Origin of the sequence: Acidovorax sp. 59 (assembly GCF_002754175.1) — a bacterium.
Taxonomy (GTDB): Bacteria; Pseudomonadota; Gammaproteobacteria; order Burkholderiales; family Burkholderiaceae_C; genus Acidovorax; species Acidovorax delafieldii.
On record NZ_PEET01000001.1, the window covers coordinates 4,513,893 to 4,540,446 of the forward strand.

Genomic DNA, 26,554 nt, shown 5'->3' on the forward strand with positions numbered 1-26,554 from the left:
GCCTGCGCCATGACCCAGCCAACCCCGGCCCACGTCCTCGAAGTCAACAACATCGAGGTCATCTACAACAAGGTGGTGCAGGCCCTGCGCGGCCTGTCGCTGGCTGTGCCGCGCGGGCAGATCGTGGCGCTGCTGGGCAGCAACGGGGCGGGCAAGAGCACCACGCTCAAGGCCATCTCGGGCCTGCTGGCGCTGGAGGATGGTGTGGTCGAAAGCGGCAGCATCCACTTCAATGGCCAGCCCACGGCCGCCGCGGCCCCGCAGCAGCTGGTGCGCAACGGTCTGAGCCATGTGATGGAAGGCCGCCGCGTGTTTGAAGACCTCACGGTCGAAGAGAACCTGGTGGCGGCGACATATGCGCTCACAGGGCGCAAGGATGCGACGCCGGATTTCGACCTGGTCTACAGCTACTTTCCGCGTCTGCATGAGCGGCGCAAGGGCCTGGCCGGGTACCTGTCAGGCGGCGAGCAGCAGATGCTGGCGATTGGCCGCGCGCTCATCGCGCAGCCCCAGCTCATCTTGCTCGATGAGCCCTCGCTGGGCCTCAGCCCCAAGCTGGTCGAAGACATCTTCACCATCATCGCGCGCATCAACGCCGAGCGCGGCACCAGCATGCTGCTGGTGGAGCAGAACGCCACCGTGGCGCTGGCCGTGGCGCACCGGGGCTACATCATGGAGAACGGCAAGATCGTGATCGACGGCACGGCAGAGCGCCTGGCCAATGACCCGGACGTGCGCGAGTTCTACCTCGGCATGGGTGGCGGTGGCGAGGCGAAAAGCTTCAAGGACATCAAGCACTACAAGCGTCGCAAACGCTGGCTGTCATGAGCACACTCCCCGACCTCACTCTGCCCCAGATGCTGCGCGAGCGCGCACGCACCGACGCGCAGCGCATCGCCATCCGGCAAAAGGACTTCGGCATCTGGAAGCCTTTTACCTGGGCGCAATACCACCAGCGCGCCAGCCACTTCGGCCTGGGCCTCAAGGCGCTGGGCCTGCCTGCGGGCGGACATGTGGGCGTGATCGCCGAGAACCGCATTGAATGGGTGCTGGCGCAGATGGGCGCGGGCCTGGTGGGTGCGGTGACGGTGGGCGTGTACCCCACCAGTCCCACCAACGAAGTGGCCTATGTGGTGGGCCATGCCGACATCGAGATCATGGTCTGCGAAGACCAGGAGCAAACCGACAAGCTGCTGGCCGCACTGCCCGAGCTTCCGCGCCTGAAAAAGATCGTGGTCATGGAGACCAAGGGCCTGCGCAGCTTTGCGCCCGAGGTGCGGCAGTTCATCACCACGTTTGACGAGGTGGAACAGCTGGGCGCAGCGTCGGGCCAACAAGCCATCATCGACGAAGCCCTCGCACGCCAGCGGCTCGACGATGTGGGCCTGATGATCTACACCTCGGGCTCCACCGGCAAGCCCAAGGGCGCGATGATTTCGTACCGCAACATCCGGGGCGTGGTGCCGGGCATCGTGGACCGGCTGGAGCTGTCGCGCGAGACCACGCACCTGTCGTATCTGCCGCTGTGCCATGTGGCCGAGCAGATGCTGACCAGCTTTGTGCCGGTGTACATCGGCTCGCAGGTGAACTTTGGCGAGTCCATCCGCACGGTGCAGGAAGACCTGCGCGAGGTCGCACCCACCATGTTCCTGGGCGTGCCGCGCATCTGGGAAAAGCTGCACGCCGCCATCCACATCAAGCTGCAAGAGACCGGTGGCCTGCGCCGCGCGCTGTTCCACAAGGCCTACAACGCCTGCAAACCGCTGGCCGAGAAGCCGCACAGCAACTGGAGCGCTGGCGACAAGCTCACTTATGCCGCGAGCTACTGGCTGGTGTTCCGCGCGCTGCAGAACTTCATCGGCCTGCGCAATGCCCATGTGGCGCTCACCGGCGCCGCGCCCATTCCGCCCGATGTGGTGCGCTTCTTCCGCGTGCTGGGCGTGCCGCTCATCGAGGTGTATGGCCTGACCGAATCCACCGGCATGGTCACAGGCCACCGGCTCGGTCACGTGGTGGTGGGCACCGTCGGCGTGCCCACGCTGGGCGTGGAGCACCGCATTGCGGACAACGGCGAGCTGCAATTGCGAGGCGACATGGTGTTTGCGGGCTACTACAAGAACCCCGAGGCCACGGCCAGCAGCATCGTGGATGGCTGGCTGCACACGGGCGACGTGGTACGTGAATCGCAAGGCCAGATCCAGATCGTGGACCGACTCAAGGACATCATGATCACGGCCGGTGGCAAGAACCTCACCCCGTCCGAGATCGAGAACACGATGAAGGGCAGCCCCTTCATCAAGGAATGCATCATCGTGGCCGAGGCGCGCAAGTTTGTCGGCGCACTGGTGATGATCGACTACGAGACCGTGGGCAAGTGGGCCGAGGCGCGGCGCATTCCGTTCACGCACTTTCGCTCGCTGGTGGAGCACCCCGAGGTGCGTGTCCTCATCGACGCCGAAATCAACCAGGGCAACCAGCGCCTCGCGCAGGTCTCGCAAATCCGCAAGTTCCACCTGCTGACCAAGGAGCTGGACCACGACGACGGCGAGGTGACCGCGACGATGAAGGTGCGCCGCGCAAGCATCTACAAGACCTATGCGGCCGAGATCGAGGCGCTGTACCAATAGCCCAGGGCTCGGCGCATTGGAACCCAATTACTATCAAAACAGGAGCTGATAGCGCAATATCCACAAGCGCTTGAAGCGGATTTGACATGAAAAATACCGCCACAGACCCTGCAGCAGCCGCTACCGCACCGTCCGCGCCCGCCCCACAGCCGCCCCTGCTGCTGGAGCGCCAGGGCGCCGTCGCCACGCTGCGCTTCAACCGGCCCGAGGCACTCAACGCCATCGACGTGCCCATGGCCAATGCCTTCCTCGCCGCCGTGCAGTCCATCGCTGCCGACCCCGGTGTGCGGGCCGTGGTGCTGCGTGGCAACGGCCGTGGCTTCATGGCTGGGGGCGACCTGGCCACGCTGCGCGCCGACCCGGTGCAGGGCGCCATCGACATCCTCACGCCGCTCAATGCCGCCCTGCAGTTGCTGGCACAGATGAACGCGCCGGTCATCGCGCAGGTGCACGGCGCGGCCGCCGGTGCGGGCTTGAGCCTGGTGCTGATGGCCGACTACGTGATCGCTGCCGAAGGCACGCGCTTCAACCTGGCGTACATCAACCTCGGCACCAGCTGCGACGTGGGTGCATCGTGGGCGCTGCCGCGCATCGTGGGCGTGCGCCAAGCGCTGGAGATTGCGTTACTGGGCGAGGCCTTCACCGCGGACAATGCGCTGCGCCTGGGCCTCGTCAACCGCGTGGTGCCCGGCGCCGAGCTGGACAGTGCCACCACCGCCCTCGCCCAGCGCCTGGCCAGCGGCCCCACACTGGCCTACGGTGCGATGAAGCGCCTGATGCGCGCGTCGATGGAGCACACGCTGCCAGAGCAACTGGCCGCTGAAAAGGGCGCCTTTGTGCACTGCGCGGGCACCGAAGACTTCCGCGCGGGGGTGGAGGCGTTTCACCAGCGCCAGAGCCCGCAGTTTGTGGGGCGGTAACGCAAGCGCAACTGCATCGCCGGCAGCCTCTTTCTTATCTTCAAGCAGAGCCCTTACACTCCCGCCAAAACGGAGGGAGAGAGGGTATGAAGCCATCACGCCAACAAGGCAAGCTGCTGTTCAAAATCGCGGGCGTCCTCGCCGGCGTCGTGTTCGTTGCTTTTGGAATGCAGGAGCGGTCCGAGCTTTCCAGAACGCTCAAGCTCGGCAAACACGCCGTGGTCGAGCCCATCACGCAGTACACGGAGTTCAAGAAAAGCGGTTCTTCCACCTACACCGCCGAGTTCCACTACAAGACCGACAGCGGCCAGCAGATGGTGGTGAAACACAGTTTCCCGGAAGAGATCCTGGCCGAATTCAAGGCCCATCGCCCGGTCGAAATCGCCTACATGCCCAACGACCCCAGCAGCTTTGTGTTTGTGAAGCAGCAGTCCTCATGGACGCTGGTGGCGGTCGGTACCGCTTTGATGCTGGCAGCCCTGCTGCTGGCCTGATCGACGGTTCGACCTTCCGCACCGTGCGCCCTTGTGCCAGGCGCGGGGCTGGGTGAACGCCTGAACCCACAGCATTGGACTGAATCGCGGAACAGTGAGTTGAGCCACCAGCCATTGATGGCGAACCCATCGGCCCTTAGAGTGAGGCCATGGCGACGACAACCTACGCGGCTCCACGCACTCTCTTGCCCCTGTGGTGCAACATCGGGCCGGATACCCCCGCAACAAAGCCATGATCACCGTCCGCCCCTCCTCCGAACGGGGCCGGTCCTCCACCGGCTGGCTGCACAGCGCCCACAGCTTTTCGTTTGGCGACTACTTCGACCTGCGCCACCAGGGCCATGGCAACCTGCTGGTGCTCAACGATGACACGGTGGCGCCCGGCAAAGGCTTTGGCACGCATGGGCACCGCGACATGGAGATCGTGAGCTATGTGCTCGACGGCGCCCTGGCCCACCAGGACAACCTGCACGAACGCACCGGCCAACAACCTGGCGGCCCGGCGGCCTCGTGGGCACCAGGGGCTGATCCGGCAGAGGCCCCCACTGGCATCCTGCACCCGGGCCACGTACAGCGCATGAGCGCAGGCTGGGGCGTGCGCCACAGCGAATTCAATGCGCTGCCCGACCAGCCCACCCATTTCCTGCAGATCTGGATCAAGCCCCTGTTCACCGGCATACGCCCCAGCTACGCGCAAAAACACTTCCCGCCCGCAGACCGCCGGGGCCGCCTGGTGCGCATTGCCTCGCGCCGGGGAGAGGACGGCTCGGTGACCATGAACGCCGATGCCTCCATTTGGGCAGGCCTGCTGGACGGCAGCGAAACTGCCACCCAAGCGCTGAACCCTGAACGCCTGGCCTATGTGCACGTGGCGCGGGGCGCGCTGCAGGTCAACGGTATCGCACTGTCTGGTGGCGATGGCGCCTTGCTCGACGGCGAAACCACGCTGACCCTGCATGACGGCCACAACGCCGAGGTGCTGGTGTTTGACCTGGCGCGGCGCTAAGACAACTGACGCCCCACCCCAGCGCACGGAACTGCCCCCCATGACCCCCGACAACGCCTTCCTCCACCTGCCCGAACTGCAAGGCCGGCTGACCCCCGCCCATGCCTCGGGCCTGCGCCTTACCGACGAAGTGCTGGCCGAATGGGACGCCCAGGCGCGCTGCCAGGGCCTGCCCGCCCACTGGCGCCTGCCAGACCACAAGGTCGAGCAATCCCGCCGCGAGGTGCTTGCCACCATCACCGCCCAGCAGCAGGATCTGTGGGTGTTTGCCTATGGCTCGCTGATGTGGAACCCGGGCTTTCACTTTGGCGAAGTGCGCCGCGCCTGCCTGCCCGGCTTCGCACGCCGCTTTGCCCTGAGCACCACCATCGGCCGGGGCACCCCTGATTGCCCGGGCCTGGTGCTGACCTTGCAGCGCACGGGCGACGAAGACCCACAGGGCTGCGAGGGCCTGGCATTCCGTATCCCGGCGCCGCTGGTGGAGGACGAGTCCCGCATGCTGTGGCGGCGCGAGATGATCACCGGCGCCTACTGCCCGCAACTGCTGCCCCTGCCAACGCCCCAGGGCGAGGTGCAGGCGCTGGTGCTGGTCGCCAACACGGCCCATACCCATTACCGGGCCGATCTGTCGCTGCAGGCCACGGCCGCGACCATTGCCACCGCCTGCGGACGCATAGGTAGCAACCGGGACTACCTGGAGCAGCTGGTGCAGCAGTGTGGGGTGCTGGGCATTGAAGACGCCTATGTGCGTGAGCTGGCGGCGTTGGTGAACGCCGCCGCCTATAGCAGCGACCGCTGAAGCCGCCATGGCCCCGCTGGGGCCACGATCTCAAAACGGGGCCGACTCCGGGTCGGTATCGACGGGCACTTCCCGAGGACCGGTCACCACCCCACCCCCAGCCACTTTGCGTGCCGGGGCAGAGGGTGCTGCTGCTGGCATGGATGACCGTGATGCTGCCGGAGCAGTTTCAGCCCTGTCACTCGCCACTGCCTGCGCCGCACCCGCCACCCCACTCTCCGACTCCCCCCCCAGCGCCTCGATCAGGTCGGGAATCAGCTTGACCAGCTCGCCCGTGGCAATCGCCACGTCAGTGTCAAACCCGCCCTCGTCCGCCTTGGTGCCTTCAAACACCGTGTCCAGGAACGACACCTTCTTGATCTGCAGGCCTTCGGTGAGCATGAAGCTCACGCGGTCGTCCCAGGTGAGGGCGAGCTTGGTGGGCAGCTTGCCGGCGTCGATGTGGGCCTGCACCTCCTCGATGTCCAATGGGTGGCGGGCGTAGCGCACCACGGCTTTTTCCTCGTTGGCGCTTTTGAGTTCGCACTCGCGGTCCACCGTGAAGCCCACGGGTGGCTCCTGCTCCTTGAGCCAGTGGGCCATGGCGGCCTGAGGGCTGGTCTGGGTGTCGAGCAGCGACACCGACAGACCCGGCAGCGATTCGACCAGCAAGGTCACCACTTCATCGGCACGGCCTTGGGCTGACGTGTCCAGCACCAGCAGGCGCGAGGCTGTATCGATCCAGATCCACATCGAGCCCTGCTTGGTGAAGGCCATGGGCAGCAGGTCCAGCTTGGCCTCGTCTTTCAGCTCCTTGCTCTCCTTCTTGCCGGGCTTGCGGCCGGTTTCCTTTTCGATGCGTTCGGCCTTTTCCTTGACCTTGCGCGCCAGCACGCTGCCGGGCAACACCTTGGTCTCGACCATGAAACGCAGGATCCACTGCCCGCCCACCGATTCGACCAAGGGGCCATGTAGTTCACCCCGGGGGGGCACCCAGCCCAGCGACTTCTCTTGCGTGGCGCCACATTCCTGGAACGGGGCCTTGGCCAGGGCGTCCTCTACTTGCGTCAGCTCGACCTGCCATTGCGGAGCAATGCGGTACACGATCATGTTCTTGAACACGGAAAACCTTTGGTTGGGGTCGCTGCGGACAACGACACGGACACGGAACCCGCCATTGTCGGCGGTCGCCACCCAGGCGCCGGGCCGCTAGGGCACAGGCATCCCTTGAGGGACTAAAAACGCTACACAATCAATAGCAAACAAGGCATATGCCACTGGCGCATCGCCGACTATTTGCTCAAAATTATCTCGGAGGCCACTTTGCAAGCGTTCGCTGCAACTTTACACAGCCTCACCCAACGCGCACCGTGGCGATACGTGGGCGGCAGACACTGGACTCCAATCGCTGAAACGGTCGTTGCAGCGAGCTCACCACCGCGAAAGGACTCCCACCATGGCATCCCGTTTCTCCCACCACATCTCTCACCGCATTGCCGCCACCGCCCTGCTCGCCGCCATGGCGTTGCCTGTGCTGGCCCAGCAGCCCCCAGCTGCGCCTGCGGCATCCCCCACAGCCCCCGCCAAGGCCGCCGAAGGCCGCCATGAACGCCACCATGGCGACATGGCCCAGCGCCATGCCAAGCGGCTGGCAGACCTCAAGGCCCAGCTCAAGCTGACGCCTGCACAGGAATCCGCCTGGACCACCTTCACCACCGCCATGCAACCCGGCGAACGCCCCGCCCGCCTGGACCGCCAGGACATGGACAAGCTGACCACGCCGGAACGCATCGACCGCATGCGGGCCCTGCGCGCTCAGCACGCTGCCGAAGCCGACCGCCGTGGCGAGGCCACCAAGGCCTTCTATGCGACGCTGACGCCCGAGCAGCAAAAGACCTTTGACGCCCAGGCCCACCGGGGCCACCCCATGGGTGGCATGCGGGGTGGCGAGGGCCGCCACGGGCACGGCGACCACCACGGCGGCATGCGCGGGGGCGAAGGCCGTCCGGCCCCCGCTCCGGCCAAATAAGGCCCCCCGGCCAGGCTGACAGGCGCTAAGGCGCACACCCGCCAACCCGGCGTTCTTCACAGAACGCCGGGTTTTTTTGTTGTGGTGGCCAGCCCATGGGGAGCAGCGAATGGCAGCATGCGACGCAGCTGTGGATAACTCTGGGCACAGTTCTGGCACAACCGGGCAGTTATCCACACAAAAATCCGACACCCGAAAGTTGTTGTCGGTGAGCCCCGCACTTTGTGCGAGCCGCCCCACACACTTTGCAGCGACGCAAGTACGCGCCAGCATTGAAGAAAAGACGCTTGTCCACACAAACAGGCGTTCTCTACTACTACTGCTATTTATATATAAAGCTATTAAAGAATAACCAGAACTCCAACTCCGGGGTACCCATCACACGCCTGCGACGTGCGGTTCTGCTTGTGGGGGCCTGTCTGCACGGACATCACCACCAGGCCGTGGTGACGACAGCTCAGCCTGCCCTGCGGATCACTCAGGTCCTCTTGGGAACCCACAGGCGGTCGTTGACTGCACGAAACGGCTTTGCGGCCTGGTACGAGGGATGTGCTGTGCCAAGGTCCTGTGCGCTACATCGACCATCGTCTGGGCAGGTTCTGACCGCCTCACTGGCGCCCCCCAAGCCCCTGCAGCACCGGAAGCGGAGCGTCACATCTGCCTCAATGCTATCAATTAGAGAGCAAAAAAGGCATACGGCCGTAGCGCTACGGGTCGTTTTGATTGAACTTCTTGCTGCCCACGCGCCCGGTGCGTAAAACTGGGGATAGTTTTGGCACAACCGGGGGCTTATCCACAGAAAAGTGCGATGCGCCGCTTTTGTCCCCGCTCGGGCGACAACGGGAGCAGGGCTGGGTGCACAGGGTTGGCAGCGGGCTAAGTGCTTGCCAGCGCTGGCAAAAATACAGTTGTCCACACGCCAGGCCGCCCTCTACTACTACGACTATGTATTTATAAAAGAAATAAGAAGAAGACAGAGAACAACTGGGGCCACGCACACGGCGGGGGTGAATGGAGGGGCACCGACATACCGGGTGTACCCGCCCCAACCGGGATGAACGAGGGGATCTGGAGACGTCCAGAAGGCCGTGGAGGGCCTTAGGCGCAAAAGCAGGCCCAGGGGGCCGAAACGTACCCACAGGTTCCTCACGGAGCTTCTGGGGCCCTCAGGAGGGAGTTAGGAATTAAGGGCGCCTTGGATGTGGACAAGAGCCAGGAACACCTGGCGGGCGCCGCTTATGCCTGCGAGGTGCGCAGGAAGCTGTCCAGAACGTCCACCGACAGCGCCTTGCTGAACAGGTAGCCCTGGTAGAGCTGGCAGCCCGCGCGGGCCAGCAGCGCGCATTGCTCGGGGGTTTCCACGCCTTCGGCGATCACTTCCAGCCCCAGGCTGCGCGACAAGCCGATGATGGTGTCCACGATCGCAGCGTCGTTGGGGTCAGTCAGCAGGTCGCGCACAAAGCTCTGGTCGATCTTGAGCTGATCGAGTGGCATGCGCTTCAAGTAGCTCAGGCTGGAGTAGCCCGTGCCAAAGTCGTCCAGCGAGAAGCCCACCCCGTACGACCGCAGCGCGGTCATGGTGGCGATGGTGGTCTCCATGTCTTCCACCAGCAGGCTTTCGGTCAGCTCCAGCTTGAGCTGGGCCGAGGGCGCGCCGGTGATGGCGAGTACGCGGGCCACGTCGTCCACAAAACTGGCATGGCGGAACTGGCGCGAACTCACGTTGACGGCCATGGTCAGGTGCGACAGGGCCGGGTCGCTCTGCCAGCTGGCCAGCAGCTTGCATGCGGTGTGTAACACCCAGCGGCCCAGCGGCAGGATGAGGCCCGTCTCTTCAGCGAGCGGGATGAACTGCGCGGGCGACACCATGCCGCGCTGCGGGTGGGCCCAGCGCACCAGCGCCTCCACCCCCACACAGCGGCCCGACTGGTGGATTTGCGGCTGAAAGTGCAGCAGGAACTCTTCCTGCATCAGCGCGGAGCGCAGGTCGGTTTCCAGCCCCGCGCGCGCCGTGACCACAGCCTGCATGTCGGGGTCAAAAAAGCGCAAGGTGTTGCGGCCAGCCGTCTTGGCCTGGTACATGGCCAGGTCGGCCTGCTTGAGCAGCTCGCCCACTGTGGTGTGCTCGCCGGTGAACGGTGCAATGCCGATGCTGGGCGTGCTGCGGTACTGGTAGCCCTGCAGCGCATAGGGCACGGCCAGCATGGCCAGGATCTTTTCACCCACGCCCCGGGCGTGCAGCGCGAGCTCGTGCGGCTTGGGGCTGAGTTCTTCCAGCATGACCACAAATTCGTCACCCCCCAGCCGGGCCACCGTGTCCACGCTGCGCACACAGGTGTTCAGGCGCTGCGCCACCTGTTGCAGCAGCAGGTCGCCCTGGTCGTGGCCCAGGGTGTCGTTCAGGGTCTTGAAGTTGTCGAGGTCGATGAACAGCAGCGCCCCGCCCTGCTGGCGCCGCTGCGCGGTGGCCAGGGCCTGGTGCATGCGGTCCATGAGCAGCATGCGATTGGGCAGGCCGGTGAGCGCATCGTAGAACGCCAGGCGCTGGATCTCGCGCTCGCTGGCCTTGCGCTGGCGGATATCGGTGTTGATGGCCAGGATGGACTGTGGCTGGCCGTCATCGCCACGCACCAGCGTCCAGCGGCCTTCCACCTCGATGGTGCTGCCATCACGGTGGCACTGCACGATCTCGCCGGTCCACTCGCCCTGCTCCAGCACTGTCTGCGTGGCGTGCCGGAAGTGCGTGGGGTCTTCGTAGAGCAGCGTCTCGATGGACTGCCCCAGCGCCTGCAGCTGCGACCAGCCGTACAGGCGCTCTGCGCTCTTGTTCCAGAAGATGATGCGGTGGTCCAGGTCCCGCACCAGGATGGCGTCCTGGGCCTTGTCCAGCAGCGAGGCCTGGTGGCGGATGCGGATATCGGCCAGCTGCCGCTCGATCTCGGCCGACGCACGCGAGGCAAAGATCTGCAGCGTGGAGGTGATGAAGTCCGTGTCGGCAATCGCGTGGCGGAACAGCACAAAGACGATGCCCACCACCTCGCCGTCGGCATTGCACAGCTGCTGGCCCACATAGGCCTGGGCACCCACCGCGCGCAGCACGGGGGCTTCGGGGTACAGCTGTTGCACCTTGTCGGTCACCACATGGGTACGCTGCGACATCAGCAACAGGCTGGGCGTGCCGGTCAGGCTGTATTCGTCGTTGGGTAGCATCTGGCCGTCAAGCACAGCCGCCAGCGTGACCACCCGGGGCGCCTGGTCTTGCGAATGCGGCAGCAGCCGCACCACGCAGCCGCCCTGGGCATCCAGCGCATCGGCCATGTTGCGCACCAGCTGCACAAAAAATTCGGTGCCGGTGCTGGCCGACACGGCCGCCGCCACCTTGAGCACCGAAGCCTGCAGCCGCTGCTGCGCCTTGTGCGCGCGCAGGCTGGTGATGCCGATGGCCAGGTCGTTGGACAGCTCCTGCAGCAGCGCGGCTTCTTCGGGGCTGATCTGCAACACGTCGGGTGCGTACAGGTACAACAGGCCAAAACTGCGGTCCTGCGCGTGGTCGCGCGCATGCTCGCGCAGCGGCAGGCAGATCACCCCGTGAAAGCCATGCTCCAGCATGCGCTCGGTCCAGTCGGCAAAGTCGCCCTCGGTGCGGATGTCCTGCACGATCACCGGCTGGCCGGTGCGCACCGCAATGCCCGCCGGGCCCCGGCCGTAGGGGTCGTCGGCCGACCAGCTCAGTTGCAGGTTTTCCAGATAGTTCTGGTTGTAGCCCGCATGGGCCACCGGGCGGATGGATTTGCGCTCGTCGTCCAGCGCAAACCCCACCCAGCCCATGCGGTAGCCACCGATGTCCACCGCAATCTGGCAGATGGCCTGCAGCAGTGCGGCCTCGGACGTGGCGCGCACCAGGGTTTCGTTGCATGCGCTCAGCAGGCGCTGGGCACGGCCCATGCGCGCCAGCTCGCGCTCGGTGCGCAGGCGTTCGGTCACGTCGGTGGCCAGCACCTGGCGGGCCGGGCGCCCGTTGAAGCTGATGCTGCCCGCCGTGATCTCCACATCCATGAAGCTGCCGTCTTTCTTGATGTGGCGGCTGATGACCGGCGCGTTGCGCTGTTCCATCGGAACGGCGCGGATGTTGGCCTCGACATTGGGGCGCCGGTCGGCGGGCCACAGGTCCAGCATCGACATGGACAGCAGCTCGGACTCGGTGTAGCCATAGTGGCGTTCCATCGACCGGTTCACTGCCTGCAGCTGCAGGGTTTCGCGGTCGTACACCCACATGGGGTGCGGGTGCTCGTCAAACAGCATGCGGTATTGCTGCTCGGACGCATGCAGTTGCCCCGCCACATGCCGCAACTGCACCATGGCACCCAGCGACTCTGTCAGGATCTCCAGGTGCGCCACATCGCGGCGTGAAAACGCATTGACCTTGTCCGATGTGACCTTGAGCGAGCCGACGATGGCGTCGCCACTGCGCAGCGGCACGGCCATCACCGACCGCACGCCGTGGCGGTGGGGCATCGACGCCATGTCCCAGCCCTCGGCTTCGGTGTCGTTGCAGACCACGGTCTGGCCCTTGCTGAGTGCTGGCCAGAGCAGGCTCTGGTCCACCGCCAGCAGGTTGCCCACCGGGCGCACGTGGTCACCGGCCGATGCTTGTGCCACCAGCTGGCGGCCTTGCAGCAGCTCCACCATGGCGCCACGCGCTTCGGTCTGGCGCAACACGGTGCTGGCCACCAGCTGCAGCACCTCAGGCAGCGGCATGTCCAGCGACGAGATGCGCTGCTGCACCTGCAGCAGCTCGGCATGGTTCTGTGCGTCGCGCTGGGCGTCCAGGTCGGCCAGCTTTTGCGCGCTGATGTCGGTCATGCCGCCCACCATGCGCACGGCCTTGCCCTGCAGGTCGCGGATCAGGAAGCCCCGGTCCAGCACCCAGGCGTAGCTGCCGTCTTGGCGGCGAAAGCGGTACTCATCCGACCAGTGGTTGGCCGTGCCGTCGATGGCTGCATGGATGCCTTCGAGCACTTCTTCGCTGTCATCGGGGTGCAGCCGCAAGGTCCACGAGGTGCTGTCGGGCGGCAACTGGTCGAGTGGCACACCGAACAGGGTCTGCATGCCTTCGTTCCACCACATGGCATCGGTGTGCAGGTTCCAGTCCCACACCGCGTCGGCCGTGGCGCGCGAGACCAGATGAAAGCGCTCTTCGCTCTCACGGCGGGCCTGCCGGGCCTGGTGCTGGGCCGAGATGTCCTGAAACGCCCCCTGTATCCGCACGATGCGGCCCTCGGCGTCGCGCACCGCCTGCCCGGTGGTGCGCACCCAGAAGTGCCGACCCGCCAGTGTGACAAGTTCGGCCTCCAGGTCAAACGGTGTGCCTTGGCGGATGCAGCTCTCAAACGCTGCCAACATGGCCTGCCGGTGCGGGGGCAGGTACAGCTCCATAATCTGTTCCACCGAGCCCATGCGTCCCGCAATGCCGAAGGCGGCGGCGATCTCCTGCGACCAGTTCAGCTGCAGGCTGGGCAGCTCCACGATCCACCCGCCAATGCGGGCCATCTGCCCGGCCACGCGCAGGGTCTCGCTCTGGGCCAGCAGTTCGGCATGCATCTTGTCGCGCTGCTGCACCAGGTCGGCCAGCACCTGCTTTTGGCGGCGCAGCTCCAGCTGCACCATGGCCTGCTCGGCCAGTATGCGCAGGCCCTCCAGCTGCTCAGCCTCGATGTGCCGGGGGATGGAGTCCAGCACCGCCAGCGTGCCCAGCGCCTGCCCCTCGGGGGTGACCAGCGGCACACAGGCGTAAAAGCGCACATGGGGGTCCTGCGTGACCAGCGGGTTGTGGGAAAAAACCGGGTGCTTGTGCGTGTCGTTGACCACCATGGGCTCACGGCTGCCGCTCAGTGCATGCGCGCAGAACGCAATTGCGCGCTCGGTCTCCTTGAACGGTACACCCACTGCGGCCTTGAACCACTGCCGGTCGCTGTCCACGAAGTTGACCACCGCCATGGGGCACTGGCATACACGCGCAGCCAGCGTGGCCAGCTGGTCAAAGCTGTCTTCCGCCGGGGTGTCGAGGATTGCGTAAGACTGCAGTGCCTGGAGCCGGGCGGCCTCTGCGGTGGCTTGCGCTGGTGGCATGGTCAGTCCACCGTGGCGCCGCTGCGCACGCAGCTGCCCAGCCTGGTCAGTGCGACCAAGCCATGGGTGGCGGGGCGGAGTAGCGTCGGCAAGGCAATCGGGCAGTAGAGGGAGCGTGCAATGCGGCCGCACCGCGCGCTCAGGTTCACAGCGCCACAAGCACTGTGGCAAAGAGTGTGAATGCTACACCGCACAGTCCTCGCTGGCGACGTCCGCCCATGGGGGTTTGTCCCAAAAAACACAGTGTTTTGACCTCGGGCAGTCACCCAGGCAACCTTCGCGCAGCACGAGGCTTGCTAACGTGGCCCCATGCAGATTTCCGAACTCGCGCAACAGGCCTCGGTGTCCGTCCACGCGCTGCGCCACTACGAGCGGCTGGGGCTCATCCACCCCGATCGCCGGGCCAACGGCTACCGCGACTATCCGGCCCGCATGCGGCGCGAGGTGGTGTTCATCGCCATGTCCCGCCAGCTGGGCTTCAGCCTGCCGCAGATTGCCCTTCGCCTGGATGAATACCGCGCTGGCACCCTCGGCATTGACGACATGGTGCAGGCCTTGCAGGCGCGTGTGGACGCGATCAACCAGCAGATCGCTGCGCTGCAGTCCCAAAAATCCACCGTGCAGGCGCACCAGGCCTGGTTGCGTGGCCAGTTGCTCAAGAAGCAGCGATCAAAAACCCAGGGTCGGCAAACATCCTCGGGCGCAGCCACTGCATCTACCAAGCCCTGGCCGCGTGTGCGTGCCCCGTCGGCCCGCAAACCCTAGACCTCTCGCAGCACCCAAACACCTCCCTGGAGATCCCCACCATGACAGCCCCACTCACACCCGCGCCCCGCGATGCTTTGTCCAGCGCACCCCGTAGCACCATCGAAACTCTGCAGGCCGTGGTGCTGGCCATGCCGATGGCCCGCACGCTGGGGCTGCGCTTTGTCCATGCCGAGCCCGGCCGGGTGGAGGTGGAGATACCGGTGAGCGAGGCCTTCAGCTTTCGCCCCGGCCAGTTGCAGGCCACGGCCGTGTTTGCGGTGGCCGACTTTGCGGCGGTGGCGGCAGCAGGCAGCGTGTTACCACCTGGCTGGACCAATGCCACGGTGGACACCACCTTGAAAATTGTGGCCCCTGCCCAGGGTGAGTGCCTGCGGGCGCGAGGCCGCGTGGTGGATGCGGGGCGCCTGCTCACCGTCTGTGCCGCCGACGTGTGGGCAGTGGATGCCGCAGGGCAGGAGCGGCTGTGCGCTACGCTGCTGGCCACGGCGCGCAACATCGACATGGGGGCCGCGAGGCCGCCCCAGGGCTGATAGCGCAGCCTGACGCCAGGCGTGCCAGCCGAGCACAAGGTGCGTCGGATGCGTCAGGCCTTCTGGCGCCGCGCCCGCACTGCTGCTGCCAGTCCTTCAAGGACCGGCACGGTTTGCGCCATGCTGATGCAGGCATCCGTCACCGACACGCCATGCGCCAGCGGCTGGCCGGGAACGATGTCCTGGCGGCCTTCCTGCAGGTGGCTCTCGATCATCAGGCCGGTGATGCGTGTGTCGCCCGCGGCAATCTGCTGCGCCACTTCTGCCGCCACCGTGATCTGGCGCTGGTGCTGCTTGCTGCTGTTGGCGTGGCTCACGTCAATCATCACCTGCTCGCGCAGGCCGGCGGCCTTGAGCACGGCGCAGGTCGCATCCACATCGGCGGCGCTGTAGTTGGGCTGCTTGCCGCCGCGCAGGATCACGTGGCAGTCCTGGTTGCCGCGCGTTTCAAAGATCGCGGCCTGGCCCATCTTGGTCATGCCCATGAAGGCGTGCGCGGCACTGGCCGCCAGGATCGCGTCGCTCGCCACCTTCACGCCACCATCGGTGCCGTTCTTGAAACCCACGGGGCACGACAGGCCGCTGGCCAGCTGCCGGTGACTCTGGCTCTCGGTCGTGCGCGCGCCAATCGCGCCCCAGCTCACCAGGTCACTGATGAACTGCGGTGAGAGCAGGTCCAGGAACTCGGTGCCCACCGGCAGCCCCAGCGCCAGCACGTCCAGCAGCAGCTGGCGCGCCAGCTCCAGCCCTACGTTGATGGCAAAGCTGCCATCGAGGTGCGGGTCGTTGATGTAACCCTTCCAGCCCACGGTGGTGCGCGGCTTTTCAAAGTACACCCGCATCACGATGAGCAGGTCGTCCTGCAGTGCATCGGCCTGTGCTTTCAGCTGGCGCGCATAGTCCATGGCCTGGCCATGGTCGTGGATGGAGCAAGGCCCCACCACCACGATGAGCCGGCCGTCCTGTCCGTGCAGGATGCGCGAAATGGCGGCGCGGCTGGATTCGACCAGGGTCTGCGCCGCATCGGGCGTGGGCAGCCATTCCTGCAGCAGCGCCGGTGTGATCAGCGGGCGCACGGCCTTGATGCGCGTGTCATCAATGCGGGTGGTGTCGTGGGTGGAGATGGGGGTGGCGGAGCGGTGTGCGTGGGTCATGGTGGCCCCGATTGTCGCGGAGCCCGATCACAGGCCGAATCGAGGCTCGTTGCTGGATACCGGCGCGGCCCCCGCGAGAGACGCAGAGCAAGGGCCGCCCCGCAGCGAGTGGGAAGGCGCGCAGCGCCTCAGGGGGAGCCTCTACGGCCTGCGGAACGCCGCATTCTGCCGAGCCCAGTGGCGCGACTGCAGGTGGTCCAGCCGCACCGTGCCGCCGGTGGACGGTGCATGCACGAACCGCCCTTCGCCCACATAGATGCCCGCGTGGCTGGGCTGGCGGCCCGTGCCAAACACCACCAGGTCGCCTGCACGCAGTTCGCTGCCGTCGATGGGATAGCCCCAGGTGTTGAGCTGGGCCACCGTGCGCGGCGGTGGTGTACCCACCTGGTTGCGGTACACGTAGCCGATCAGGCCGCTGCAATCAAAGCCCGAGTCCGGGGTGTTGCCGCCGTAGCGATACGGCGTGCCCACCAGGCCCAGCGCGTGGATGGCAATGTCGTGTGCCTGCTCCGGCGTGAGCGGCGGCGCCGTGCGTGTGGAAGCCTGCGGTGGCGACGAGGGGGACGGAGGCCGCGATGTACTGCAACCGGCCAGCACCAGCAGGGCGGCGGTGCAGGCGGCAAGGCTCAGGCTGTGAAAGGCGCGCATGGGCCCGAGGTTACTGGACTTACGCGGCTCCCTGCACTTTACCCAGGCTCCCCAAGGTCTTTGAGCGCCAAGCCTTGCGCAGGCCGTTGGCATTGCCTGAGAAACCCCCCTGTCGATCCCCGTCAGAACGGGGTATTCCCTGCGGCCTGTTTGTACGCCATGCTGGATGCATCGCTGGCGCGCCGCATCGGAATGAATGCAACCCCGCGGGTCTCCACCCTGGGACCCGTTGCCAAAAACCCCATGCGCTCATAGAAGCCCCGGGCATGGGGTGTCGCGTTGACTGTGATGCCCGGTGCAGGGCCGGTAGCGATATGGGACAGGGCGTGTTGCCACAGTTGCTGCCCGTAGCCAAGTCCCTGGAAAGCCTCGGCCACAAACAGATGGAACAGGTGGCTGTCCTCCCGCACCACCACGACGCCCGCCAAGGTTTTATCGCATGTCCACCCCACCCAGGTCTTGAACGATGGACTCTGCAGCCGTAGCGCCACCGCCTCCGGCTGCAGGGTCTGTAAAAACACCTCCGCACCTCGCCCGTTTTTGTCCAGCGTGAAGAAGTGCGCCACCGACAACGCAAGCGCGCTGATGGCGGCCGCGTCCCGGGTCGATGCGGTAAGAATTTCCATGCGGGTTTCGGTCACACGGCCAGGGAAGTTGCTTCTGGATGCAACGCAGGCCGTCGCGCCATCAACCGGTTGGCCACGCTCACAATCGCTTGCACCGAGGCAGTCACGATGTTGTGGCTGGCGCCTGCCCCAAAGGTGGAACCTGCCACGCCGTCCATGGCTGCTTCCACAATCGCCATCGCCTGCGCGTTGGCGCCCGTGCCGGTGGCGCGTTCCTCGTAGTGGTCCACCCGCAGTGGCAGGCCGAGCGCGTCCACCGTAGCGGCAATCGGCCCGTTGCCCTGGCCGCGCAGGGTCTGGCGCGTGCCGTCGATGGTCACGTCCAGCTCGATGCCCTGACCGTCTTCATCGATGCGGTGGCTGTGGCAGGTGATGGCGGCCTGTACTGTGGCGTGTACGGGTGCCTGCAGGTAAGTGGCCTGGAACAGGCTCCACAGCGCATCGCCGGTCATCTCGCCCTCGCTCGCGTCGGTCTGGCGCTGCACCACGGCGCTGAACTCCACCTGCATGCGGCGCGGCATCACCACGCCATGTTCACGTTCCAGCAAGAAGGCGATGCCGCCCTTGCCCGACTGGCTGTTCACGCGGATCACGCTGTCGTAGGTGCGGCCGAGGTCCGCCGGGTCGATGGGCAGGTAGGGCACTTCCCACAAGGCGTTCGGGTCTTGCGCAGCAAAGCCCTTCTTGATCGCGTCCTGGTGCGAGCCCGAGAACGCGGTGAACACCAGGTCGCCCGCATACGGGTGGCGTGGATGCACGGGCAGCGAGGTGCATTCTTCGGCAATGCGCGCGACCGAGGTGATGTCCGAGAAGTCGAGGTTCGGGTGCACGCCCTGCGTGTACATGTTGAGCGCCAAGGTCACGATGTCCACGTTGCCGCAGCGCTCACCGTTGCCAAAAAGGCAGCCTTCCACACGATCGGCACCGGCCATCATGGCCAACTCGGCCGCCGCCACGCCCGTGCCCCGGTCGTTGTGCGGGTGCACCGACAAGACGATGTGCTCGCGTGGCGACAAGTGGCGATCCATCCACTCGATCTGGTCGGCAAACACGTTGGGCGTGGCGTTTTCCACCGTGGTGGGCAGGTTGATGATGATGGGGCGGCCAGGACCCGCATTCCATGCGGCAACCGCCGTCTGGCAGGCCTTGAGGGACACGCTGAGTTCGGTGGCGCTGAAGGTCTCGGGCGAGTACTGCAGGGTCCACTGCGTTTCGGGCTGGGCGTCGGTGAGCTGCTTGAGGTAGCCCACATGGTGCGCGATGAGCTGCATCACCTGCGTCACGTTCATGCCAAAAACGATGCGGCGCCACGCGGGCGCGGTGGCGTTGTACAAGTGGACGATGGCGCGGGGTGCGCCTTTCACGGCCTCCACGGTGCGTGCGATCAGGTCCTCGCGCGACTGGGTCATCACCATGATGGTCACGTCGTCGGGGATGAGGTTTTCGTCGATGAGGCGGCGCACAAAGTCGAAATCGATTTGCGACGCGGCGGGAAAGCCGACTTCGATCTCCTTGAAGCCGATGCGCACCAGCTCGTGAAAGAGCTTCATCTTGCGTTCGCCGTTCATCGGCTCGAACAAGGCCTGGTTGCCATCGCGCAGGTCGGTGGAGAGCCACACGGGCGCCTGGGTGATGCTGCGGTTGGGCCATTGGCGGTCGGCGAGCGCAATGGGGGCGATGGGTTGGTATTTGGTGGCGGGCTTGGCAATCATGAGGGGCTCCACGAACGGTGTGTGCGGTGTGCCAATCAGGCACGGTGCACGGGTCAATCGGAATCGAAAGAAATCAAAACGAATGACATCCCCTGCAGCCCTTTGCGTGTGCAAAGGCTGGTTCGCGGGCCGGGGTCAGGGGGAGATCAGGTGTTGCGCAAAACGGCAACGGTGGCGAACGCAGGCAGACCCCGGCCAGGCACTAGGCCTAGCAATAGGGTGGATAGGAGCATGCTGCGTTGCATAAGGAACCAAAGATAGCACAGCGATGCTGCGGTGCGCAACCATTTGCATGAAATCTGCCTATGGCGCTAGTTGTACATGCCTAATTAGCTATCAAATATCTAGCAAATGAGGCTGGTAGCATGACGCTCTTGAATGTCTCCAGCTCTGCCACTTCCCATGGCGGCTGGCACGATTGGCCCCGATTCAGGAGACCCCATGCCTTACCTGTTGCTCATCATGGAACCCCACGGCCAGCGTGCTGAGCGGGGCCTGGCCGGTGGCCAGGAGGCCTATGCCCGCATGCAGCGTTTTGGTGCCGGTCTGCAGGCCCGGGGCCTGTTGCGCGCCAGCGAGTCGCTGGCCTCGACCGAGCAGGCCGTGCGGCTGCAGGTGCGCGAAGGGCAGACCCGTCTGACCGACGGGCCGTTTGCCGAGACCAAGGAAATGGTGGGCGGCTTCTTTCTGATCGACTGCGCCACGCGCGACGAGGCCGTTGCCATTGCCCGCGAATGCCCGGCCGCCGAGTGGGCCACCGTGGAGGTGCGCGAACTGGCGCCCTGCTACCACGGCGCGGTGGATTGAATCAAGCCGAAGCGCCTGCCTGCAGCGCCAGGAACTGCGGCGCGGGCATGGGGCGTGCAAACACATAGCCCTGCAGCACATCACAGCCTTGCCGCACCAGGTAGTCGGCCTGCTCCTGGGTTTCCACGCCCTCGGCGGTCACCTGCAGCCCCAGGCCATGCGCCAGCGCCACAATGGCGGTGACGATGGCACGGCTGTGCTCCTGCCCCGGCAGGTCTTTGACAAAGCTGCGGTCGATCTTCAGGCGCCGCATGGGCAACTGGCGCAGATATGCCAGTGACGAGTAGCCGGTGCCAAAGTCATCGATGGCCAGGTGAATGCCCAGCTGGCTCAACCGGTGCAGCGTGTGGGCGCCGGCCTCCATGTTTTCCATCAGCACGGTTTCGGTCAGCTCGATTTCCAGCAGGTGCGCGGGCAGGCCCTCTTCGCGCAGGATGTCCATCACGCGTTCCAGAAACTGTGGGTCACCCAGCTGCCGCGCCGAGATGTTCACGGCCACGCGCAGTGGCGGGCCCCCTTTCCACTGTGCGGCGTCGCGGCAGGCGGTACGCATCACCCAGTAGCCCAGCGGGGCAATGAGTCCGCAGTCCTCGGCCACCGACACGGCTTCGAGCGGCGACACGGAACCCAGCTCCGCATGCGTCCACCGCAGCAAGGCCTCGGCGCCGACCAGGGCCCGGTCGCTGGCGGCAAACAGGGGCTGGTAGTGCAGCGCCAAACCGGTGCCCTGCTCCAGCTCGGCACGCAGCGCCTGCTCAATGGCCTGGCGCCGCACCACGGCCAGGTTCATCGACGCATCAAACCGCACGCAGCGGTTCTTGCCCATCTCCTTGGCGCGGTACATGGCGGTGTCGGCGTTGCTCACCAGCGCGTCCATGTCCATCGCATCGTCGGGAAACGTGGCAATGCCTGCGCTGCAGGTCACGTTGACCTGCTGGCCGACCTCGGTGTAAGCGGCCTGGAAGACGCTGACGATGCGCTGCGCGTATTTCTCCAGCGCCGCGTCATCCATGTCCAGCCGCAGGATCAACGCAAACTCGTCGCCCCCCAGGCGCGAGATGGTGTCGGTGCTGCGCACCACGGATTGCAGGCGCCGGGCCACCTGGCGCAACAGGCCGTCCCCCGCCGCATGGCCGAAGGTGTCGTTGAGTGTCTTGAAGTTGTCCAGGTCGATGTACACCAGCGCCACCCGGTAGCCCGCACCGCGTGCGCCCTGCAGCTCGGCGGCCAGCCGCTCGTTGAACGCGTGCCGGTTGCCCGTGCCGGTGACGGCGTCGGTGTGGGCCAGCGCGTGCAAGCGGTTCTCGGCCTCGCGCACAGCAGCGCGGCTGCGCAGCACCATGGCGGTGGCCATGGCCATCACGCAAATGGCGATCAACAAGGCGGTGCCAAACCGGATGCCCAGCCGCATGTACACCGCTGCCATCGACTTGCGGATGTACAGCGTGCCCCAGCTGGTGCCAGACGCCTCGATGGGCCGGGCGATCTCAAGCATGCGCCAGCCTGCGCGCTCTGCGGCGCCGTCCAGTCCCGTCGCACGCAGCGTGGTGGGAAAGTCCGGGTCGCGGTCGCGCGCGTAATGCGCGAACAGCACGCCATCCTTGTCGTACACCGTGGCGCTGATCACCATGGACGACGACCGCAGCGCGCCCAGCATTTCGTTGGCGGTGCTGGTGTCGCGGAACACCACGGCCGCAGAGATGTTGTCGGCCACGATGGCGGCTTCCACCCGGCTGTCTTGCAGCATGGACGCGCGGGTGCTCCAGTAGTCCACGCCGGTGAGCGCCAGCACCACGGTCAGCAGCGCCAGACCTGCGGCCAGGATGCCGGTGACCACCAGGCGCGATGACAGCAGGGCATGTGTCGCCGGACTTGCGGGCGCTGCGGTGTCGGCTTCAGCGGGGCGTGTTTTCACCGGCCTCCCTTGGCCAGCCGCAGCAGCCGTGAGCTGATGATGAGGCCGGCCTTGCTGGCGGCGTCGGGGCTGATGCCGAACACCACGCGCCCTTCCTGCTGGGCCAGGGCGATGACGATGTCTGGATTCACAAAGGTGATTTCATCCGACACGGTGAGGATGCCGTGGGACGGCGGCAGGGTACGCAGCAGCCGCAGAACAGGCTCCACTTCGGCGTTATGGATGATGAGCACGCGGCAGCCACGAATCGCCGGCAGATCCAGCAACCGCACGCGCACGGTGCGGCCCTTGGTGGCCGGTTTGCCATCGAGCGCAGTCAGGGCGCGCTTGAGCGGGCTGAAGGCAGACACGCACACCGTGACCTCATTGCCGGGCGCGCCATCGCTGTCGGGCCAGTCGATGAACTGGATGAAGTTGAAGATGTAGGCGGCCTTGAGGTCCAGGTCAGCCACCGGCTCGTTGGCACGGGCTGCACTGGTGCCCGCGCCACACACCGTCCACAGGCAGATCGCCAGCAGCGTGCGCAATCGCAGGAAATAGGCCATGGCTCAGAAAGCGTACGTCAGCTTGATGCGGTAGGTACGCCCGTCCTGCCGGATCGCATCTTCCCGCACCTCGAACGAAGCGGGGTCCGCGTAGCGGCGGTTGAACAGGTTGTACACCCCCAGCGATACATCCACATCCGCGATGCGCGTGGAATAGGTCAGATGGGTCAGCACATGCCCGGGCAGGCGGGCGTTGAGCACGGTGTTGCGCGGGCCGATGCCGATGGCCTCGATGGCGTAGCGGCCCGGGTTCCAGCCCCAGTTCGCAGGCGTGTGCAGCACGTCGGACCACTGGAGCTTGAGCAGGTGCCGGGGCGAGTTGGTCAGCGCTCCGTCCGTTGACGGGTCCCGCGCCTTTTGCCACCCATAGGCCACGCGCAGGCGCCGCCCGCCCGCCCAGCGTTGTTCGGCCTCGGCCTCCAGGCCGTGCACTTTGACGGTGCGGGTGTTGTTGAAGGTGAGCCGGTCCGAGTGGCCCAGGCTGTCCAGCGAGATCAGGTCGCTCACCCCCGACCGGAACGCCGTCAGCAGCAGGCGCGTGGCCCCGGTCGGGGCGTGCTCCACGGCCAGTTCGGTGGTGCGCACACGCTCGGACCGGATGCTGGTGGTGTCCACCACGCCGCCAGGCAGGTTCACGCGGTAGTCGCGTTCATAGGCATTGGCCGGACGGTAGGCCGTGCCGTGCAGCAGCTTGACAGCGGTGGCAGCGTCCCACCAGTACACCAGCCCCAGGCGGGGGTGCAAGGCGCCCGCGCTGCCCGACTGCTGCCCCCACCGCAAGCCGGTGTGCAGCGTGAGGTCGGAGCGCAGTGCAAACTCATCCTGCACATAGACGCCCAGCACATTGCCGTTGCGGCGTGTGTCAAGGTACTGTGCGGGCGGGTCCAGGTCGTTATTGCGCTGAGCGATGCGGGTGTCGCGCCGGTAGTCCAGCCCCCACGACAGCTTGTGCCGCGCCAAGGCCGTGCTCACCCATTGCCATTCGGTGCCCCACCACTGGCCGGTGCCGACGTCGCGGTTCACCGTCACGGGTGGGTAGTCGTACACGTAGTCGCCCACGTACTGGTAGCGCCCGGCGTGCAGGCGCGCAGTGAAGGCCAGCGTCGGCTGCCATTGCGCGGTGTATTCGGCGGCCACGCGCGTGCTGGTGTCGATGTACCGCGAGCGCGGGTCGTTGAAAACCTGCGAGAACGCTGCGGTCGGGATGCCCTTGGTGCGCTCGCCGTGGGCCAGGGTCAGCGTCAGCCCATCGCGTCGCATGCGGGCGAACAGCTGGGTGCTGCGGTCATAGTCCAGGCCGTGCGCCACGCCCTGGTGGCTGGCGGGCGCATCGAACGCGGGGTAGTACTGGTCGGCCCCGCGTGCGGTGGAGCGCGTAGCCGCGATCAGCCAGTCGCCTCCCTGCGCATCGACGGCGCCTACCGAAAACCGCAGCTTGGCGTAGCCATGGCTGCCGGCCTCGGTGCTCACCTGGAGCCCGCCCAGCTGGCGACCGTCGCGGGTGATGACATTGACCACGCCAAAAAACGCATTGGCCCCATACACCGCCGACCCGGGGCCAGGCACAAATTCCACCCGTTCCACCAGGTCCAGGTCGATGGGAAAGTCCGTGCCGATGCTCGCCTGGTCGTAGAGGTTGTCGTTGAAGCGCACGCCGTTGACCAGCAGCAGCACCCGCGTGTTGTAGTCGCCCGGCGTGGCAAAACCCCGTGTGCCCAGATAGTGGTAGCTGCGGTCGTAGGACACATACAGCCCGCGCATGCTGGCCAGCACATCGGCCAGCGTGCGGTAGCCAAACAGCTGGATGTCATCGGCGGTTACCACGCTCACGGCCGCCGGGGCCTCCAGGGCCGTCTGAGCATACCGGCTGGCCGTGGTGACCTGCATCTGCATGAGCTGCTCCAGCGGCAGGTCGGCCATGGCGGCGATGTCGGACTGCGCGTGGGCTGCCGCCATGCCAGCGCACAGCCCCAATACCACCCATGGGCGGTGTGGCCGCTGTCGATAGGTCGATCCTCGTTTCATGGCAAAGGCACTGCGTGTGGCTGGCGGTTGTCCCCCCGTGGGGACCTCGCTGGCGGGCGGGCGGGAGGATGCGGGGCGAAGTCTCAGGATCGATGAATCAATCTTTACAAATTGTATCGACCAGGGGTTGCAAAACCCAGTGCGGGCGCTCAGTAGTCTCCCTATGGCGGCCCCTCACCCGCCCCGCGCGCTAACCGGCCAGGATAGGTGTTAACCCTGGTTCCGCCCGGGCTTGCGCAGCCAGATGTCGATTTCGGGCGCTCCCATTCGTCGTCACTGTGAAGCACCTGGCAAGGACCGTCGGCGCTTCCGCATTTTTTATTGCCTTGAGGAGAACCCCATGCGCTTCATGATCATCATCCAGGCCACCGCCGAATCCGAGCAGGGCTGCCAGCCGACCGCAGCCCTGATGACCGCGATGGCCCGCTACCACGAAGAACTCGCGCGGGCCGGCGTGCTGCTGGACGCCAGTGGCCTGCAGCCCTCCTCCAAGGGCTGGCGCGTGGGCTACGACGCCAGTGGCACTCGCACCGTCACCGACGGCCCGTTCACCGAGACCAAGGAGCTGATCGCGGGCTACACACTCATCCAGGTGCGCAGCCGCGACGAGGCGCTGGAATGGACCCGCCGCTTTCCCAATCCACGCGGCGAGGGCCTGGATGCCGAGATCGAAGTGCGCCAGCTCTATGAGATGGAGGACTTTGCCGGGGTGGATGGCGTCGAGCAGTTCCGCGACCTCGAAGCCCTGCGCGGCTGATGCCCAGCGTGAAGGACAACATCCCCATGATCAAGACCATCGCCCTCGTGCTGCTGGCGGCCCTGGCGCTGCTGCTGGCGTTTGCCGCCACCCGCCCCGACACCTTCCGCGTGGAGCGCAGCCGCGTGATTGCGGCACCGCCCGAGCGGGTGTACGGGCTCATCCACGACCTGCGCCAGTTCAACACCTGGAACCCGTATGAACGCAAAGACCCGGCCATCCAGGGCCAGTACAGCGCCGCCACCAGCGGCCCCGGCGCTCGCTACGCCTGGCAGAGCGACAAGGTGGGCGTGGGCAGCATGGAGATCGTCGAGGCCACCGCGCCCCGCCGCGTGGGCATGAAGCTCGACTTTGTGAAGCCCTTTGAAGCGCACAACCAGGTGGAATTCACCCTGCAGCCCGAAGGCGCAGAGGCCACCCGCGTCACCTGGGCCATGCAGGGCCCCGTGCCCTACCTGGCCAAGATCGCCCACCTGGTGTTCAACATGGACCGCATGGTGGGGCAGGACTTCGAGGATGGCCTGGCCAACCTGCAGTCCGTGGCGCAAAAGCCCGCAACGTGAATGCCGTCCGCCGCCCCTCGGCCTTTGCCAAACCCTCCGTTTCCCATTACCGTCCTCACCCTTCAGGAGTCCGTCATGCATCAACAGATTTTTGTGAACCTGCCCATCGAGAACATGGCCCGCTCGCAGGCGTTTTTCCGCGCGCTGGGCTACGAGTTCAACCCCCAGTTCACCAACGACCAAGGCGCCTGCCTGGTGGTGGGCGAGAACCTCTTCGTGATGCTGCTGGTCAAGAGCTTCTATCAAACCTTCACCGACAAAACGATTGCCGACGCACGCACCACGTCGGAGGTGCTGGTGTGCTTCTCGTGCAGCAGTCGCGAAGAGGTCGATGCGCTGGTGGACAGGGCCGTGGCTGCAGGCGGCACCACACCGCGCCCGGCGCAAGACCTGGGCTTCATGTACTCGCGCAGCTTTGACGACTTGGACGGCCACACCTGGGAGTTTGTGCACATGGTGGATGCCAGCAAGGCGCTGGGCTGAGAACCTGTGAATGAATGCGCCGGATTCATTCACACCTT

The 26,554-nt window shown here is 65.8% G+C and carries 22 protein-coding genes; 13 read left to right on the plus strand and 9 right to left on the minus strand.

Annotated elements, in window-relative coordinates; translation table 11 throughout:
* The first annotated feature begins 9 nt into the window (after positions 1-9).
* From CLU87_RS20685 to CLU87_RS20710, 6 genes are all read left to right on the plus strand, one after another.
* Positions 10-828, plus strand: coding sequence for an ABC transporter ATP-binding protein (locus CLU87_RS20685; protein ID WP_099731646.1), 819 nt, complete (start codon positions 10-12; stop codon positions 826-828).
* Positions 825-2,627 (plus strand): long-chain fatty acid--CoA ligase, encoded by a 1,803-nt coding sequence (locus CLU87_RS20690; protein WP_099731647.1) that lies wholly within the window; start codon positions 825-827, stop codon positions 2,625-2,627. Before CLU87_RS20685 ends, CLU87_RS20690 begins: the two co-directional genes overlap by 4 nt.
* A gap of 86 nt (positions 2,628-2,713) precedes the next feature.
* A complete protein-coding gene (locus tag CLU87_RS20695) occupies positions 2,714-3,547 on the plus strand; it encodes an enoyl-CoA hydratase/isomerase family protein (protein ID WP_233193832.1) in 834 nt (277 codons plus the stop codon).
* Between the two features lie 86 nt (positions 3,548-3,633).
* Entirely contained in the window at positions 3,634-4,041 is a 408-nt protein-coding gene (locus CLU87_RS20700; RefSeq protein WP_056056921.1) for a hypothetical protein, read from the plus strand.
* Between the two features lie 232 nt (positions 4,042-4,273).
* Positions 4,274-5,047 carry a pirin family protein gene (locus CLU87_RS20705; RefSeq protein WP_099731648.1) on the plus strand — a complete coding sequence of 258 codons (774 nt, stop codon included), beginning with the start codon at positions 4,274-4,276 and terminating at the stop codon, positions 5,045-5,047.
* A gap of 40 nt (positions 5,048-5,087) precedes the next feature.
* Positions 5,088-5,846 carry a gamma-glutamylcyclotransferase gene (locus CLU87_RS20710; RefSeq protein WP_099731649.1) on the plus strand — a complete coding sequence of 253 codons (759 nt, stop codon included), beginning with the start codon at positions 5,088-5,090 and terminating at the stop codon, positions 5,844-5,846.
* Between the two features lie 30 nt (positions 5,847-5,876).
* Here CLU87_RS20710 and CLU87_RS20715 read toward each other — a convergent pair whose 3' ends face one another.
* On the minus strand, positions 5,877-6,947 hold the full coding sequence (locus tag CLU87_RS20715; protein WP_099731650.1) for a recombination-associated protein RdgC: 1,071 nt from the start codon (positions 6,945-6,947) through the stop codon (positions 5,877-5,879).
* A 334-nt stretch (positions 6,948-7,281) separates the two neighbouring features.
* Between CLU87_RS20715 and CLU87_RS20720 the strand changes: the two genes are divergently transcribed.
* Positions 7,282-7,854 (plus strand): Spy/CpxP family protein refolding chaperone, encoded by a 573-nt coding sequence (locus tag CLU87_RS20720; protein WP_056742512.1) that lies wholly within the window; start codon positions 7,282-7,284, stop codon positions 7,852-7,854.
* A 1,236-nt stretch (positions 7,855-9,090) separates the two neighbouring features.
* Here CLU87_RS20720 and CLU87_RS20725 read toward each other — a convergent pair.
* Positions 9,091-13,983, minus strand: a complete 4,893-nt coding sequence (locus CLU87_RS20725; RefSeq protein WP_099731651.1) for an EAL domain-containing protein — start codon at positions 13,981-13,983, stop codon at positions 9,091-9,093.
* A gap of 309 nt (positions 13,984-14,292) precedes the next feature.
* Between CLU87_RS20725 and CLU87_RS20730 the strand changes: the two genes are divergently transcribed.
* Together CLU87_RS20730 and CLU87_RS20735 are read left to right on the plus strand one after the other, a co-directional pair.
* Positions 14,293-14,748, plus strand: a complete 456-nt coding sequence (locus CLU87_RS20730; protein ID WP_099731652.1) for a MerR family DNA-binding transcriptional regulator — start codon at positions 14,293-14,295, stop codon at positions 14,746-14,748.
* A 131-nt stretch (positions 14,749-14,879) separates the two neighbouring features.
* Positions 14,880-15,281, plus strand: a complete 402-nt coding sequence (locus tag CLU87_RS20735) for a PaaI family thioesterase (RefSeq protein WP_233193885.1) — start codon at positions 14,880-14,882, stop codon at positions 15,279-15,281.
* Positions 15,282-15,334: 53 nt separating this feature from the next.
* Here CLU87_RS20735 and CLU87_RS20740 read toward each other — a convergent pair whose 3' ends face one another.
* The 4 genes from CLU87_RS20740 to leuA all read right to left on the minus strand — a co-directional run bounded on the left by CLU87_RS20740 (position 15,335) and on the right by leuA (position 19,421).
* Positions 15,335-16,435: a 3-deoxy-7-phosphoheptulonate synthase gene (locus tag CLU87_RS20740; protein ID WP_099731654.1), complete on the minus strand. Its 1,101-nt coding sequence runs from the start codon at positions 16,433-16,435 to the stop codon at positions 15,335-15,337.
* Between the two features lie 141 nt (positions 16,436-16,576).
* Entirely contained in the window at positions 16,577-17,083 is a 507-nt protein-coding gene (locus CLU87_RS20745; protein WP_056742526.1) for a C40 family peptidase, read from the minus strand.
* Positions 17,084-17,205: 122 nt separating this feature from the next.
* Entirely contained in the window at positions 17,206-17,709 is a 504-nt protein-coding gene (locus tag CLU87_RS20750) for a GNAT family N-acetyltransferase (protein WP_099731655.1), read from the minus strand.
* An 11-nt stretch (positions 17,710-17,720) separates the two neighbouring features.
* The gene (leuA, locus tag CLU87_RS20755; RefSeq protein WP_099731656.1) at positions 17,721-19,421 is read right to left on the minus strand and encodes a 2-isopropylmalate synthase; all 1,701 of its coding nucleotides are present in this window, start codon (positions 19,419-19,421) and stop codon (positions 17,721-17,723) included.
* Positions 19,422-19,862: 441 nt separating this feature from the next.
* On the opposite strand from leuA, the gene CLU87_RS20760 reads away from it, so the two are divergent.
* The gene (locus tag CLU87_RS20760) at positions 19,863-20,228 is read left to right on the plus strand and encodes a YciI family protein (protein ID WP_056056900.1); all 366 of its coding nucleotides are present in this window, start codon (positions 19,863-19,865) and stop codon (positions 20,226-20,228) included.
* A 1-nt stretch (position 20,229) separates the two neighbouring features.
* Here the strand turns inward: CLU87_RS20760 and CLU87_RS20765 are convergent, their stop codons facing one another.
* The 3 genes from CLU87_RS20765 to CLU87_RS20775 are packed head-to-tail and all read right to left on the minus strand — an operon-like array spanning position 20,230 to position 24,644.
* On the minus strand, positions 20,230-22,143 hold the full coding sequence (locus CLU87_RS20765) for a bifunctional diguanylate cyclase/phosphodiesterase (RefSeq protein ID WP_056056898.1): 1,914 nt from the start codon (positions 22,141-22,143) through the stop codon (positions 20,230-20,232).
* The gene (locus CLU87_RS20770) at positions 22,140-22,688 is read right to left on the minus strand and encodes a YfiR family protein (protein WP_099731657.1); all 549 of its coding nucleotides are present in this window, start codon (positions 22,686-22,688) and stop codon (positions 22,140-22,142) included. Before CLU87_RS20770 ends, CLU87_RS20765 begins: the two co-directional genes overlap by 4 nt.
* Positions 22,689-22,691: 3 nt before the next feature.
* Positions 22,692-24,644, minus strand: a complete 1,953-nt coding sequence (locus tag CLU87_RS20775) for a TonB-dependent siderophore receptor (protein ID WP_233193833.1) — start codon at positions 24,642-24,644, stop codon at positions 22,692-22,694.
* Positions 24,645-25,053: 409 nt separating this feature from the next.
* Here CLU87_RS20775 and CLU87_RS20780 point away from each other — a divergent pair, with 409 nt between their 5' ends.
* From CLU87_RS20780 to CLU87_RS20790, 3 genes are all read left to right on the plus strand, one after another.
* A complete protein-coding gene (locus CLU87_RS20780; RefSeq protein WP_099731658.1) occupies positions 25,054-25,470 on the plus strand; it encodes a YciI family protein in 417 nt (138 codons plus the stop codon).
* A 26-nt stretch (positions 25,471-25,496) separates the two neighbouring features.
* Positions 25,497-26,033 (plus strand): SRPBCC family protein, encoded by a 537-nt coding sequence (locus CLU87_RS20785; RefSeq protein ID WP_099732286.1) that lies wholly within the window; start codon positions 25,497-25,499, stop codon positions 26,031-26,033.
* 75 nt (positions 26,034-26,108) lie between these two features.
* Positions 26,109-26,516 carry a VOC family protein gene (locus CLU87_RS20790; RefSeq protein ID WP_099731659.1) on the plus strand — a complete coding sequence of 136 codons (408 nt, stop codon included), beginning with the start codon at positions 26,109-26,111 and terminating at the stop codon, positions 26,514-26,516.
* Positions 26,517-26,554 lie beyond the last annotated feature (38 nt).

Coding starts and splice junctions, on each gene's coding strand:
- CLU87_RS20685 (WP_099731646.1), top strand. CDS start 10: ATGACCCAGCCAACCCCGGCCCACGTCCTCGAAGTCAACAACATCGAG.
- CLU87_RS20690 (WP_099731647.1), top strand. CDS start 825: ATGAGCACACTCCCCGACCTCACTCTGCCCCAGATGCTGCGCGAGCGC.
- CLU87_RS20695 (WP_233193832.1), top strand. CDS start 2,714: ATGAAAAATACCGCCACAGACCCTGCAGCAGCCGCTACCGCACCGTCC.
- CLU87_RS20700 (WP_056056921.1), top strand. CDS start 3,634: ATGAAGCCATCACGCCAACAAGGCAAGCTGCTGTTCAAAATCGCGGGC.
- CLU87_RS20705 (WP_099731648.1), top strand. CDS start 4,274: ATGATCACCGTCCGCCCCTCCTCCGAACGGGGCCGGTCCTCCACCGGC.
- CLU87_RS20710 (WP_099731649.1), top strand. CDS start 5,088: ATGACCCCCGACAACGCCTTCCTCCACCTGCCCGAACTGCAAGGCCGG.
- CLU87_RS20720 (WP_056742512.1), top strand. CDS start 7,282: ATGGCATCCCGTTTCTCCCACCACATCTCTCACCGCATTGCCGCCACC.
- CLU87_RS20725 (WP_099731651.1), bottom strand. CDS start 13,983: ATGCCACCAGCGCAAGCCACCGCAGAGGCCGCCCGGCTCCAGGCACTG.
- CLU87_RS20730 (WP_099731652.1), top strand. CDS start 14,293: ATGCAGATTTCCGAACTCGCGCAACAGGCCTCGGTGTCCGTCCACGCG.
- CLU87_RS20735 (WP_233193885.1), top strand. CDS start 14,880: ATGCCGATGGCCCGCACGCTGGGGCTGCGCTTTGTCCATGCCGAGCCC.
- CLU87_RS20740 (WP_099731654.1), bottom strand. CDS start 16,435: ATGACCCACGCACACCGCTCCGCCACCCCCATCTCCACCCACGACACC.
- CLU87_RS20745 (WP_056742526.1), bottom strand. CDS start 17,083: ATGCGCGCCTTTCACAGCCTGAGCCTTGCCGCCTGCACCGCCGCCCTG.
- CLU87_RS20750 (WP_099731655.1), bottom strand. CDS start 17,709: ATGGAAATTCTTACCGCATCGACCCGGGACGCGGCCGCCATCAGCGCG.
- leuA (WP_099731656.1), bottom strand. CDS start 19,421: ATGATTGCCAAGCCCGCCACCAAATACCAACCCATCGCCCCCATTGCG.
- CLU87_RS20760 (WP_056056900.1), top strand. CDS start 19,863: ATGCCTTACCTGTTGCTCATCATGGAACCCCACGGCCAGCGTGCTGAG.
- CLU87_RS20770 (WP_099731657.1), bottom strand. CDS start 22,688: ATGGCCTATTTCCTGCGATTGCGCACGCTGCTGGCGATCTGCCTGTGG.
- CLU87_RS20775 (WP_233193833.1), bottom strand. CDS start 24,644: ATGGCGGCAGCCCACGCGCAGTCCGACATCGCCGCCATGGCCGACCTG.
- CLU87_RS20780 (WP_099731658.1), top strand. CDS start 25,054: ATGCGCTTCATGATCATCATCCAGGCCACCGCCGAATCCGAGCAGGGC.
- CLU87_RS20785 (WP_099732286.1), top strand. CDS start 25,497: ATGATCAAGACCATCGCCCTCGTGCTGCTGGCGGCCCTGGCGCTGCTG.
- CLU87_RS20790 (WP_099731659.1), top strand. CDS start 26,109: ATGCATCAACAGATTTTTGTGAACCTGCCCATCGAGAACATGGCCCGC.